At 41.5% G+C, this 13,865-nt stretch carries 13 protein-coding genes; 11 read left to right on the top strand and 2 right to left on the bottom strand.

The features are described from left to right. The first annotated feature begins 26 nt into the window (after positions 1-26). From QNI29_RS18885 to QNI29_RS18845, 9 genes are all read left to right on the top strand, one after another. Positions 27-725 (top strand): response regulator transcription factor, encoded by a 699-nt coding sequence (locus tag QNI29_RS18885; RefSeq protein WP_231417850.1) that lies wholly within the window; start codon positions 27-29, stop codon positions 723-725. A gap of 3 nt (positions 726-728) precedes the next feature. After that, positions 729-1,988, top strand: coding sequence for a hypothetical protein (locus tag QNI29_RS18880; RefSeq protein WP_231417851.1), 1,260 nt, complete (start codon positions 729-731; stop codon positions 1,986-1,988). 162 nt (positions 1,989-2,150) lie between these two features. Beyond that, positions 2,151-3,761 carry a gamma-glutamyltransferase family protein gene (locus QNI29_RS18875; protein ID WP_231417852.1) on the top strand — a complete coding sequence of 537 codons (1,611 nt, stop codon included), beginning with the start codon at positions 2,151-2,153 and terminating at the stop codon, positions 3,759-3,761. 69 nt (positions 3,762-3,830) lie between these two features. Then, positions 3,831-4,424, top strand: coding sequence for a chromate transporter (locus QNI29_RS18870; protein ID WP_231417853.1), 594 nt, complete (start codon positions 3,831-3,833; stop codon positions 4,422-4,424). Then, on the top strand, positions 4,421-4,951 hold the full coding sequence (locus QNI29_RS18865; protein WP_231417854.1) for a chromate transporter: 531 nt from the start codon (positions 4,421-4,423) through the stop codon (positions 4,949-4,951). Before QNI29_RS18870 ends, QNI29_RS18865 begins: the two co-directional genes overlap by 4 nt. A 288-nt stretch (positions 4,952-5,239) precedes the next feature. Beyond that, positions 5,240-5,437 carry a hypothetical protein gene (locus QNI29_RS18860; protein ID WP_231417855.1) on the top strand — a complete coding sequence of 66 codons (198 nt, stop codon included), beginning with the start codon at positions 5,240-5,242 and terminating at the stop codon, positions 5,435-5,437. A gap of 377 nt (positions 5,438-5,814) precedes the next feature. Next, positions 5,815-6,219 (top strand): hypothetical protein, encoded by a 405-nt coding sequence (locus tag QNI29_RS18855; RefSeq protein ID WP_231417856.1) that lies wholly within the window; start codon positions 5,815-5,817, stop codon positions 6,217-6,219. A gap of 127 nt (positions 6,220-6,346) precedes the next feature. Next, complete coding sequence (locus tag QNI29_RS18850) at positions 6,347-7,033, top strand: hypothetical protein (protein ID WP_231417857.1); 687 nt, start codon at positions 6,347-6,349, stop codon at positions 7,031-7,033. Further along, positions 7,033-8,853: an NPCBM/NEW2 domain-containing protein gene (locus QNI29_RS18845; RefSeq protein ID WP_231417858.1), complete on the top strand. Its 1,821-nt coding sequence runs from the start codon at positions 7,033-7,035 to the stop codon at positions 8,851-8,853. Before QNI29_RS18850 ends, QNI29_RS18845 begins: the two co-directional genes overlap by 1 nt. A 53-nt stretch (positions 8,854-8,906) precedes the next feature. On the opposite strand, the gene QNI29_RS18840 is transcribed toward QNI29_RS18845, so the two are convergent. Continuing rightward, entirely contained in the window at positions 8,907-11,363 is a 2,457-nt protein-coding gene (locus QNI29_RS18840) for a protein kinase domain-containing protein (protein ID WP_231417859.1), read from the bottom strand. A gap of 303 nt (positions 11,364-11,666) precedes the next feature. Here QNI29_RS18840 and QNI29_RS18835 point away from each other — a divergent pair, with 303 nt between their 5' ends. Then, positions 11,667-12,380, top strand: coding sequence for an FHA domain-containing protein (locus tag QNI29_RS18835; protein WP_231417860.1), 714 nt, complete (start codon positions 11,667-11,669; stop codon positions 12,378-12,380). Next, the gene (locus QNI29_RS18830; protein ID WP_284526996.1) at positions 12,370-13,254 is read left to right on the top strand and encodes a PP2C family protein-serine/threonine phosphatase; all 885 of its coding nucleotides are present in this window, start codon (positions 12,370-12,372) and stop codon (positions 13,252-13,254) included. Before QNI29_RS18835 ends, QNI29_RS18830 begins: the two co-directional genes overlap by 11 nt. Before the next feature lie 75 nt (positions 13,255-13,329). Here QNI29_RS18830 and QNI29_RS18825 read toward each other — a convergent pair whose 3' ends face one another. Further along, a complete protein-coding gene (locus QNI29_RS18825; RefSeq protein ID WP_231417862.1) occupies positions 13,330-13,833 on the bottom strand; it encodes a zinc ribbon domain-containing protein in 504 nt (167 codons plus the stop codon). Between the last annotated feature and the right edge of the window lie 32 nt (positions 13,834-13,865).

The following is a 13,865-nucleotide window of genomic DNA, read 5'->3' as shown; positions in this document are numbered from 1 at the left end:
AATTGCAGTGGATGGGGGTGTAAAACATGAATGTCTTACTTGTGGATGATGAACCGATGATGTTGGAACAATTGAAAATGATGATTGAGCCGCAGTGTCCCTTGTGGAATTTGTATCCGGCAGCGGATGGCAGTCAAGCCATGCATCTTAGTGAAGAAAAGAATTTTCAACTGGCATTCCTAGATATTGAAATGCCAGGGAGGTCGGGGCTTGAGCTTGCGGAAGACCTTAAGAAAAAGTTTCCAAACATTGAGATTGTCATGATTACAGCTCATCAGGATTTTGAATATGCGAAGCAGTCCATAAAAGTAGGGGTGGCTGAGTACCTAACCAAACCCCTAATCGAAAGTGAATTACGTGAAGTTGTGAAGCGATTTGCAAACGATGTGGACTTTATGGAGTATTCACAACTTGTAATTAGCGCTTTACACATTGTTCATGAAGAATACGATGAAGCTTTGAACCTACCTAATGTGGCAAATAAAATTCACGTAAATCCATCCTACTTAAGTCGCCGATTTAGTGATGAAGTTGGACAATCTTTTTCTGAGTATGTAACGAACTATCGGGTAGACATGGCTAAGACTTTACTCAAGGCGAACAAAGATAAAAGTATCTCAGATATTGCTGAACAAGTAGGGTTTAATCGACTCCATTATTTCAGCACGACGTTTAAAAAGAAGCTAGGGGTATCTCCTAAAGAGTATCGAGAAAGGAGTGATTAACGGGTGAGTAGTGTAACACCACCTAAATCCAGCCTTGGTATTGGCGTGACGACGGTATATTTGTTAGAGCGCTGGCTGACTCCGTTCGCTTTATTTGTGGGAGCTGAAGCATCTTTACGATACGGTGTCTTGGCAGGCTTTGGGTTTGCTTTAATTGGCTTTCTTGTATTTATGAGCTTTTCAGTAGTACTTCTAGGTATTCAAAAAAGGATGCCTGAGGTCACATCAATGTCAGACTGGCTTGGTAGAAAGCTGACGGGCTCTGCTCAAACCTACTTTCAATACATTTTAAAATTATTATATTCACTAGATATTTTTATCGTAGGTGTCGGCGGAGGCATGCTCTGGTACGCAGGATTTCAGATTCCTATGGTGATGGGGACAGGCTTATCGCTTCTCGTATTATGGCTAATCTACTTGATAATCGGCAAAAAAAAGTGGGCTCGTAAATACCGCATTTATATATTAGGTTCTTTCTTCGCCTTACTGGTTTTTGCACTTGTTTATCCTTTTTTAGTCAGCCCGCTTCAAGCGATCTATGATGGGATGCGGTTATATCATCCATACTTGTTTGTCATACAAGAAAGAGAGCTGTTGGTCTATACAACGGCTACCTTTGCTATATTAATGGGGAGAATTATCATCTCTCCTTCGGCTTGGAAGCTAGCAGAAAGTCATAGCAAAATGAAAGTTAGGTCAACCTTTCTGTTAGCTGGAGCTGTATGGGCGACATTACCTATAGCCTTTTCCACTCTTTTATACCCCGTCATTGCTCAAGGGATAATGGGGGAAGTGGAGGAAGTTTTCTATAGGGCATTCCAATCCATCCCCTCCCCGGCTGTAAAGTATATTCTGCTTGTACTAATTGGGATTATTCTCATGAGAGCAGGGAAGCAGGTTATTAAATCTTTAAAATTGCAGCAGAGCGGAACTTCATCAGGTGAACGTTTTATATATGGCTTTGTCATTCTCATTGCATTTATAGGGTATTCGATCTTTCAGCCAACCCTTCTTGAGCTGTTTTTCTTAGTGGGGATCTTTTATGCTTCTCTCTTAATGCCGGTGATTATCATGATGTTCACTTCCGTTACAGTGGGGTGGATCCTTCCCATTATCTTTTTCATTAGCAGTATAACCGGCATGGTTGCCTACGTAGCAGAAGGTCACTTTAATGCTATAGGGGTCTCAGTATCCTTGTCTTCTTTGCTATTTATAATCTATTGGATCTATCGAACGATTTATCAACACCAGTCAAAAATTTGAGGCTGGTGTTTTTTATTTTTATAAAATCTTTACTTAAGTTTGTTGTATCTTGATGAATTGTCTAAATATATAGAAAATTCTTTCATGTCTCCACTATAATAAAAAGAAATTACATAGGACAAAAATGGATCAAACTCTATCTCATACAAAGGTGGTTGTATTATGAATCAAGATTTTAATTCCTATCCATATGCATCTCAGCGAATGACAACAGTTGCTCAAAACGGCATGGTCGCTACGTCTCAACCATTAGCCGCACAAGCTGGATTAGATATTATGAAGCAGGGTGGAAATGCAATTGATGCTGCCATTGCTACGGCTGCTTGTTTAACCGTTGTGGAGCCGACATCAAACGGGATCGGTGGCGATAACTTTGCCCTTGTATGGACAAAAGGTGAACTGCATGGACTAAATGCCAGTGGACCTTCTCCTAAAGACATTTCAATTGATGCAGTGAAAGAGAAAGGTCATGACGAAATCCCGGCATTCGGCTGGGTTCCTGTAACCGTACCTGGTGTTCCTGCAGGATGGGCAGAGCTATCAAAGAAATTTGGTAAGTTACCATTTAAAGAAGTTCTCAAGCCTGCAATCGATTATGCTGAAGGCGGGTATCCAATCTCACCAGTACTCGGGAAGTTCTGGAAGCGTGCTTATGAAAAGTTTAGCAATACATTAACGGATGATGAATTTAACGCTTGGTTCGAAACATTTGCTCCAAATGGAAAAGCTCCTGAAATTGGGGAAGTTTGGCGTTCACCGGGACATGCAGAAACGCTTCGTTCCATTGCAGACACTCATGCTGAGAGTTTTTATAGAGGAGAACTGGCAGAGAAAATCGATGCTTTCTCCAAAAAATACGATGGTTTCCTCTCAAAGGAAGATTTAGCAGCGTATCAACCAGAATGGGTGAAGCCTATTCATACGAACTATCGTGGTTATGATGTTTGGGAGATTCCACCAAATGGTCAAGGTCTAGCGGCTCTCATGGCATTAAATACATTAAAGGGTTATGAATTCCCTGAGAAAGAATCTACAGAATCTTACCACAAAATGTTTGAAGCGATGAAACTTGCCTTTGTAGATGCCCAAAAGTACATTACGGAAGAGAAGCACATGTCTGCTGATGTAGAAGGACTCCTTTCAGAGGCATATGCCGATGAGCGACGCGCCCTTATTGGGGATGAAGCACTCACGCCTGAACCAGGCACTCCTCCAAAAGGGGGAACTGTTTATCTGGCTACAGCAGACCATGAAGGAAATATGGTGTCGTTTATTCAGAGTAATTATATGGGCTTCGGCTCTGGACTTGTGGTACCAGGCACGGGGATTGCTCTTCAAAACCGGGGGCATAATTTTTCACTTGATCCGGATCATGATAATTCCCTTGAAGGTGGCAAGAGGACTTTTCACACGATTATTCCAGGTTTCTTAACAAAGAATGATCAGCCAGTTGGCCCGTTTGGTGTAATGGGAGGGTTTATGCAACCACAAGGGCACGTTCAGGTGGTCATGAATACAGTGGACTTTCATTTGAACCCACAAGCTGCGCTAGATGCACCGCGCTGGCAATGGATGGGGGGCAAGACTGTAACGGTTGAACCACAGTTCCCGAACCATATTGCGCAAAGCTTGGCGAGAAAAGGGCATGACATAAAGGTCACATTAGACGGCTCAGGGTTTGGTCGTGGCCAGATTATATGGCGTGACCCTGACACAGGCGTGTTGTTTGGTGGAACAGAGGCACGTACAGATGGGGCAATTGCTGCCTGGTAGTTGGTAAAAGGGGCGCGTGCTGCCCCTTTTTCATTTTCTGCTTAAAAAATGAATTTAAAGGATTAAAGTATGAGAAAGGACAGGGTCGGTGTGAAAGCATTACATATCTTTCTAGCTTTTTTCAGAGTTGGCATACTTGGTTATGGAGGAGGACCTGCCTCCATTCCATTAGTTCACAAAGAAGTGGTTGAGAAGTATAAGTGGATGAACGATGATGAGTTCTCTGATGTATTAGCTCTAGCGAACACGTTACCTGGGCCGATTGCGACGAAGATGGCTGGCTATATTGGATACCGGGTTCAGGGGTTATTTGGTGTGTTGAATGCAGTGTTGGCTACGATCGTGCCAACCATTATCCTCATGATTGTGTTATTGACCTCACTTGCATCTTTAAAAGATCAACCTTGGGTACAAGGAATGACTCAAGCGGTTGTGCCTGTCGTTGGTGTCATGCTAGGAGTATTAACATGGCAATTTGTGAAGAAATCCAAAGATGGATTAGGGTGGACACCGACAATCCTCCTGGCTCTTGTAACAGGAGTGTTCATGGAAGTCCTTAATGTTCATCCTGGCATTATTATTGCTATTTTACTTATGGCAGCTTTCCTAAAGAAAGACAAAACCTCTTCAAAATCTAAGCAACAGGAAGGGGTATCCTCATGATCCTATGGAAAATCTTTTTAGCCTTTTTTATACCAGGTATATTAGGTTACGGTGGTGGGCCTGCTTCCATTCCGCTAGTGGAAAACGAGGTCGTGAAGCGGTATGGGTGGTTAACGGTAAATGAATTTAGTGAGGTCTTGGCTATGGGAAATGCCCTGCCTGGTCCTATTGCAACAAAGATGGCTGGCTATATTGGGTTCCAAGAAGCAGGAGTAGCAGGGGCTACTGTAGGAATTTTTGCAACTGTGGCCCCTTCTTTGATTTTAATGATTGCTCTCTTAAGTATTCTATATAAATACAAAGATTCTCCAAAGGTCAAGAGAATGACGATGTACATTCGCCCGACGATTGCCGTTTTGCTAGGTTTAATAGCCTTTCGATTTTTCCTGAGTTCTTACGAAGGAGGAGGTGTCTGGAACACTGCATTTTTAGTGATTGTCAGTTTTCTCTTGTTAGAAAGGTGGAAAGTCCATCCTGCGTTTGTTATTGCAGGGGCACTCGGGTATGGGGCGCTGTTTATGGCATGACTTTTTGGGATGAGGTGTTGTGTGGGATGGGGGGACAGGTTCCTCGGCCCGCGGGACTATGAACCTGACCCCTTGTCCCGTTTTTAGGGAGCACAGAAACGATTGTGCTTCCTTTTTTTGTAGTGGATTTTTTCCAGTTTGAATAAAGCGCGAGGACCGTCATCTCGCTTTCTCGGTTTTCATACAGGAGTGGCTGTGATATGCTTTTGGTGGTTTCCCTTTATTTGTTAATTAGTAAAGGGTCTTTTAAGTGGAATATGATAAAGAACGGGGAGAGGAGGAACGCGGATGTTAGGAAAAGGGAAGAGCACGGCAGGGAAAGTGCTTGCTTATGTAGGATTGTGGGTTTTTGCAGCTGGATTTGTATTTAGTGAGTTTGTAGGGCTCGAAGGTACGCCAGCATTGCTACAGACGTTATCGATCCCGGTATTGATTTTAGGAATGGTGATGGTGGTATCCTCTAATTTCTTTAGAATAAGGCATTGAAATGAACAGATTAGATTTTCCTATTCAACTAAAGAGTATTTGACTTCAGTGAAAGCACAGGGGCGGAGCCCGTGCTTCTTTTTTTGTTTAAAGGAAGCGCTTGAACAGTCTCTGCTCTTTTTATTTCAAAAGAACTATTTCGGTGGGATGGGGGAGAATGTACCTGTCCCTCATGTCCGGTTATTATAATTTTTAATTAAATTTACAATAAACAGAACTAAATATCCATTATTTCCTTATTTTAATAGGTTTTAATCCCTCGATCTAAACTATTAAAAATTTAATTGAAAAGGACTTAAAGACTATTATATAATGTCTATTATGTGAGAAATTTACTGTACTTCTACTATTATACTTATTGAAAGGAGGAGAAGACCATGAATCAGTTTAATGAAGTACGAAAAGCCTTAAATGGTTGGTTCTCAAGCATTCCTTGGATGAATGCCATTATGCCCTATTCTTTATATATTGCATTTGGAGCGCTTGGGGTTGATTTTATTGATCGGTTTACGAACGTTGTCTTCCATGAATATTTTTTGATTTTAAATGTCTTGGATACAATTGCTTATTGGGGGATTTTTGTAGGAGCCCTATTGTTACTTGTTAGCCCTCATGTGAAATATGTACCCTATCTGTTCTTTGGGAAGATGTTGGTTATCTTGTTTCCGTTTAGTAACTTTTATATCACTACGCTTATATCAGCCGCTGTGTACGCCTACCTGGGTTACCTATCCTTTACATTCTCAGCACTAGAAACTGATGAAGTCACCCAAGCATCTTAGATGAGGTGACTTTTTTATGGGCTTTTATCGTTTTACCAAGCTTAAATAAAAGAAGGATTAGAACCACTTCTATATCCTACGCCTTTTTAATAGCTATATTTTACATTTACATAATTGGAGGATTTCGATGCGTAGAATAATCATACTATTTTCCTTTGTTCTGCTCTTCTTAACAGGGTGTGGAACACTAGAAGTTGAATTAGAGAAAGACGGGTCAGGGACAGCCATTTTCACTATGCCCCTAGATGAAGTGTCTTATAGCGAAGAAGCGCTCATGGAAGAGATTCAATCAGGTGTTGAGCAAGCCAACGAAAGAGCAGGTGAAAACGTATTAGAATCGAAGGGGATGAAGACAAAAGACGACAAGATGATCGCCAAATTTGAGTTCGATCATATAAGTGCTTTACACCCGGATTCATTACTCGTTTCGTTCTCTGATATGGCGAGATACAACCCTTATCAAATGGAACGTTTGTCACCAGTTGATGAAGAAGAAGAATTTGATCACGAGGCAGAAGCTATTCAAGATCTACCTGTGTATTATTTCACGGAGCTTAACCCTTCTGTAGAAACCACCTTAGAGCTTCCGGGTGAAGTGAAGTACGTCTCACACGGCGTTTCTCTTGTGGAGGGTGAGAAAGATAAAGTGACCTTACAGAACAGCAGTGGTTATATTGTATATGAACCCTCTTCCTTTTCTCTCATTGGTATACTTATCATCTTACTCGTTGTTGCTGGTGCAGGTGGATGGTTCTTCATGACTAGAAAGAGAGAGAAGCAACAAAGTGTTTGGGAAGGGAGAGACGTATCCTAATGAAACAAAAAATAATTCTAGCCTTATCCCTTTCTTCATCTTTGACCCTCGCAGCGTGTTCATCTGATCAGGCTTACGGGAAGCTAATGAGTCAAGCAGATCAGGCGATGGCCAACTCTGAAGTTGATCAAGCAATCGAAGCCTATAAGGAAGTACTAGAGATGGATAGTGAGGATTTAGCATACGGGGAAAGTCGTCACATCATCGTTGAGGATCTCTTACAAGATGCAACACAATTTCAAGCAGAAATGGAAGAGCTGCAGACTTCAACAGATGAGGTCAAGGAGCGTGTGAATAATGTAGAGTTCTCGCCTGACCACTTCCCTGAACTTTCATACGCCTATGATCAATTATCAGAAGCTCTCTATCAGGTAGATAACTATCCTAATACAAAAATGTATAAAGACCTCTCTGACCTGAAAGAATCATTTACCGAACAAATGAGTTCAAAGGTTGCGAAGCCGCTCCTGAAACAGACGAAGGAAGAGATCGACTTATTTGCATTTGACCAAGCCCGGGAATCTGTGAAAGAACTACGCGCAATAAACAGCCAATTCCCAGGGTTAGTAGCGGAGGAGAAATTAGAGGAGTATACGACTGCTATCGATAGTAAAGTGGAGCGCTTCATCGAGTTTCCTTCCAGGTACACAGAACGCAATGTGGTTCTGTTTGAATCAGAAGAGATGGGGAAGATCACTTTCTTAGGTGAAGGGATGAAAGATGGCGATCTAACAGCTATCTATAAATTCGAAGGTGGAAGTCGGTATATTGCTCATAATATAGACCTTGAATCAAGGTGGATCTTTGATAATGGGGATTATGTCCAGCGATCTGGATTAGATGTCATTCAGTATCCGGATTATGTGATTGGCTTCCAGGCCATTACGAACGACAGAGGAAAGGACCTCCATCGCTATGATTATCAAATGAAGCTTGATGCAGATGATGGAAACGATATCTATTTCACCAAGGAAGATGAATATACAACAGCGGAGCTTGGTGAGGATAAAGGAACAAATGTCACTAAAGCCTTGTTTAAAATGGAATCCAAGTACTTTAACATGAACTATCAACTTAGTGACGATGAAAAAGATATTGAAGTAAACGAGATGAAAGTAAAACCAAACAAAGTTACGATCAAAGGGAAGGTCACCCCGCATAAGGATGTCGACATAAACGAAGGTTTATACGTTTTCGTGCCATCGACTGATGAATCGGGAAGCGCCTATATAAACGAGAAATATTTTAGTGGAATTTCAAAAGAATTCTCCCTAGAATTTCCCTTAGAGGAAACCCTTAAAGAAGGGACATCCTACGTCCAGTTGCATCTATTTGGTACAATCGCGAACATTAGTTTAGAAGATGGCAAGGAACTGTCATCTGGTGAACAACCTTTATCTGAACAAATCACGTATAGGATATCTGACTATTATTATATGGATCGATATGACCGTTTCTTTACAGATGTTTCTGGGAATGTCTATTCCAATGCCATTACAGCACAGACGTCTGATCCTGATTTCGGAAATGATGAATCGCCGCATTTCTTATATAGGTTGAGTCAGAAATATAGTGAATTTAGTATGACTCTAGGGGTTGACCAAACGGAGACAGGTGGAGCCGAAGCTGTGAGTGAGGTTACGATATTGGCTGATGGGGACGTGCTTAAGAAAATGACTTTGACGAGTGGTCAAGAGTCTGTTCCTGTGAAGCTAAATGTAGACCATGTAAATGAACTTGAATTCAAGATCGATCAGGAAAAAGGAGAAGAGGGGTACCAGCGACTTATATTAGGTGATGGGACCCTGACATTACAATAAAGATGAGAAGTCCATTCCTTAAGCAAGAGGGAATGGACTTCTTTTATGGGAAATTATATTTCAGTGTCCTTGGATTCAAATGAATAAACTTTAGGGGCGAGCGGATGATAGGAATCCATCTTGTCCATTTCTTTAATGAGCCATTTTGATTGTTCTTTATCATAACGATAAATAATAGAATAATGGTCTTCAGTTAAGGTTGGCTCTTCTGTTTCATCTTCTTTGCTAATCACTTCATTATTCATAATGGATGCTTTAGCCATCACTTCATACTCGTCTTGCCCATTTTGGTATAAGTCAAAGCTATTTAAGTCATAAGACGTTTTAATGAGCTGCCCCTTCCAGGTCTGATTCTCATCCTTATAGGTTTCTAGTCGTTCCTTGTGTGTCAGGAATACATCTTGGCTACTATGTTTCAACTGGCTTGCATCGTTTGAAGTATAGCTCTTCACAACACTAGATGCATACTCATTTGTCACCTTCATCAACTCATGCTTTAATTCATCCGTTAAAGGAACAATGGGCAGGTCAATTATAGACTGTCCTTTAACTGTCACTTCATCACTCTTTACAGTTCCCCAAGGTAACGTGACCTCCGTATGAACTTTCTGAGAGCCGTTCCCTTGTACGGGGCCAAATTGTTGAGAATCCTTTACGAGTAAACGAGTGTCCTCATCGTTAATAAACACTTTGGCTTCTTCGTAATTAGAGTTCAATTCAATGAAATAGCCACTGAGGTTGAAGTTTGCCATCATTTTCTCTTCAGATGTGTTGAAAAGTTCAATCGTTTGTTGATCTTGAAGTGTTGCATACTCTGACGTCCACTCTGCTTCAACTGAATAAAGACCTGGCATGAATGGGCCGAAATCTTGTGAATAATTCTCAGAAGGTGTGTTGGCAACTTCTTTGTCATTCAACAGAATCTTCGTGTTGGCCAGATTAGCATGAACGGTAATATACTTCGGGCTCACTTGTAGTTTGAAAGTATCAATCACTACATATTTCTTGTCCCCTTTTACAAACGTGAAAGGAAGGTCCTTCCGAGGCTCTTTAGAGCTCGCTTTAGCGGCATTAGAAAGGGAGATCTGTTGATCTGTGAGATCTTCTAATCCTGAAATAAGATCATCCATATATGTAGGGTCGTGCTCTAAATAATCGAGGAAAACATTGATTTCTTGATCTCTAATCTTCAGGCGCTGGTCTTCGGACACAAGGAGGTCCTTAAGGGTTTCTTTATCTTCCTCAATAATAGCTTGTTCAAACTGCTCGATAGTAGCATCCTTGTTATATTTAGCTGCTGTGTATGTATACGTACCAAAGAGGACGGCGCCTACAAGAAGAACAGATGCCGTAATGAGGCTCCATTTCTTGGTTTGTTTCTTGAAGCGGGTCCATTTCTCTTGCCTTACGCGTTTCTTGTGCTCCTTGGCTAGACGTTTCGCCTCTTTCTTAGCAGATAATTCTCCTGTTGAGCGCAATTTGGATAAGTCATCCTTAACATCTTTTGCATGTTGGTATCGTTCCCTCATATCTGGTTTGACCAATAGTTGAACGATCTTACTTAATTCTTCTGGGACGTCTTTATTTAAGATATGCAATGGTTCTTGTGAAGAATACATATACTTTCCACCAGAGAGAAGGTAGTAGATCATAGCCCCTAATGAATAAAGGTCAGTGCGGTGATCGGTCTGAATGTTTTCAAATTGTTCAGGGGAGGCGAATCCATAAGTCCCCATTTGAACCGTATCCGCTTGCTTCCCGTCCTTATATTTACGAGCAATCCCAAAGTCGATTAGCTGGACATTATCGTTCTCATCAATCATGACATTAGAAGGCTTTAAATCTCTGTAAATGATGGGTGTTGGTTTGTGGCTGTGAAGGTAGTCTAATAGCTTGCATATTTGAATTCCGTACTTAATGACTTGATGGTAGGGCAATGAGAATCGTTCTTCAAACTTTTCCCCTAGCGTCTCTCCTTTTATGTAATCCATAACCAGGTAGGTTCTCCCGTCCTGGTCGGGTGGGTAATAGTCAATGATGTTAGGAAGGTTCGCATGTTCAAGGTCGACTAGCATTTTGGCCTCATCTACGAACTCTTGATAGTCCTCTTTCCTCATTAACGTTTCTTTGACCGCCCATTGTTTCCCGTCTAACTTTTGGTCCTCGGTCAGGTATACGGTTCCCATACCACCTTTACCAAGAATCGATAGAATCTTATACCGATCGAAGAGGATCTCCCCTTTGTCATGGCTTAGGTGATTGTGAGGGATGGGTGTATCGCTCTCTTCGCTAATGGCTTGACTATCTAGAAGCTCCGTTGAATCGGTATGTTCTTCATCCTCAAGCAGAATGGTAGGGTCCAAGGTGCCTTGATCTTCCTTGGATAATAAGGTGGTCTCATCATTTGATGAAGGACTTTCGTTTAGTAATGTTGTTTCTTCAAGTGGGGGGCAATGGTTGCATTCACCCTCATATAAGGGGTGACCGCACGTCTTGCAGCTTTTTTCCATAGAATCCTCTCCTGTTTGTTATTCCAAACGTATATTATATCACTTCAATTCATTGAATTTAATGTATGAAATGTATCTTTATCCAGTAAATTCATTTTATATAAGTATAGAATCCTATATACTATTCAAGGGTTTCAGTTAGACGAACCTATTACCTGCAAAAGGGGGAAGACGTTTTGAGTAAGAATTCAACAAGGTTTGCCATCATGCTAGCCTTCATTTCACTAGCGCTCATCGCAGTGGGCATAGCAGAGCTTACCGACCTAATCTAACGTTCGTATATTTGTATAAAGGAGACCATACATGAAGAATTCAATTTCAAGAAACACGAGGGGAAATAAGATCGTCTTCCTTTTAATGGGGGTTATTGGGCTGATTGGTATTGGATACTACTATTTTACTTCTGATCATCGTTCAGGCAGTCTTTATCTCTCTTTAGGTTTCTCTTTATTGTTAGTTGACCTTATTTATATTGGTTTTACATTATCGAAGCCTAATGAAGTGAACGAGCAATTAGACCATAATTATAGAGAGGAAGAGAACAAGAAGTACATAGCAGAAATAAGTGAGCCACTTGAATCCATATCCCGAAATGAAGAGGTGTATAGTGAGCCAGGGGAAAGTTCGGTCCGGCCTGCTTCTCCTCATGACGATCACCAACCGAAAGAAGATGCAACCATCTTGCTTGGAGGGGAAGAGCCTGAGAGAAACAAACCCCTTTCTATTCGATTTGTGAATGGTGAAATAGTCAAAGTGAACCAAGAGCGATTCCGGATTGGTCGGGATCCTGATGCTGTATCATACGTAGTAGAAGCGGTTGGCGTCTCCCGGATACATATGGAACTGATTCAGCTAAACGACGGGGGATATGGAATTCAAGATGTCCATTCGAGTAACGGAACAATCGTAAACGGCACCAAGATTGAGCCCCATCACATTTATAAAGTGAACGATCAGGATCACATCATGATTGGACGAGCAGCATTTTACATACAGTTGGGTGAAGATGTTGGATAATTTGGCATGGGAGATCGGATATGCCTCGAAAACAGGCCCCAAAAAAGTGAATGAAGACCGCTGCATGATCTTATATAAAAAGATTCGTGATCAAGGGCACATCATTCTCGCCCTTGTCGCAGACGGTATGGGCGGTCATGAATTAGGAGATCGTGCAAGTGAGATTGTTCTACGCCATGTGGAGAATTGGTGGGATACGAGTTCTGTAGTAAAGCCTGGCTCTTCTGTTGACTTTTCCAAAGTCTCCTACGAATTAGAAAGACTCTTTAAAGAAATCAACAACCATTTGAACATGATTCGCTATCATGAAGGCTTTAAGCTAGGCACAACGCTGTCTTTAGTGTTTATTCATCATCACAAGTACATCGTAAAGCATGTGGGAGATAGTCGTGTTTACCACATGACAGACGATGAGCGTCCTATAAGAAAGAAGCGAGCGGAAGCGAGGGTAGAAGGCCCGGGTTTCACATTGAACCAACTCACTGAAGACGATTCTTGGGTGTCTTATCAAATCAGGCAAGGAAACGTCAAAAGAGAAGAGGCGCTCCATCACCCGAAGCGCCATATTCTAATGCAGTGCTTGGGGATAGATGAAGAAGTGGAAGTTCATGAAACAAGGGGAGAATTCAAAGAGGGAGAGATGTTTGTGTTATGCAGTGATGGATTTTATTCATTGTATCCTCCGTCACAATTTCCATCATTACTCTTGTCACAATCCGGGACGCTTAAAGAATTTGTACCTAGTCTTGTGGAGGACGCAGCGAGGTCAGAACAGGCAACAGACAATCTAACACTCGTCATGTTAAAGAGTCCTAAGACGAAGCAACCTAAGAAAAGCAGATGGAAACAGAAAGTCATGAACTTCTTTTCCTAGGAGGTGCGGGTTCTCCTCTTAGGTGAATCGTAAAAAACAAACCGGCACACGCGATAAGCGGTGACCGGTTTATTTTTACGTTTCAATCATATGACCGCATTCTCCGCAGAACTTCGCATCCTTCTCGACGATCTCATCACAGTTTGGACAAGTGTCCGGTGCTTCTGTTGCTTTACCTTCTGACAGAAGGACGGTTTCTTCAAGGGTGTCGACATCATGGTTTTCGATTTCTTCAAATTCATGGCCGCACGAAGGGCAGAACTTCGCTTCAAGGCTAACGTCACTCCCGCACGAGCATTTCTTAACATTACTCATAGCCAGAAGAGCCGATTTCAATTCTTCTTGGTCGTTATGTAGTTCGTTAATTTGTTCGATATAGACAATATTTCGTTCGCTAGATACATCTGTTTCTCCATTCTGATGGGCTACATATACATTCTCTCCGATCGTCGTATAGAGCTTCTTGATCTCTTTTTCTTTCTGGGCAATTTGAGCTTTAAGCTTATTAATCTCAACCGCACTTTTAGCTTTAGAGCCTGCTTCTGATACACCTTGTTTCAATTTATTAAATAAACTCACTGATACAACTCCTTATACTAAAAAATTTAACA

The sequence above is a fragment of the Pontibacillus chungwhensis genome (assembly GCF_030166655.1).
GTDB lineage: Bacteria > Bacillota > Bacilli > Bacillales > BH030062 > Pontibacillus.
This window is presented reverse-complemented; position numbering and strand designations above follow the sequence as displayed.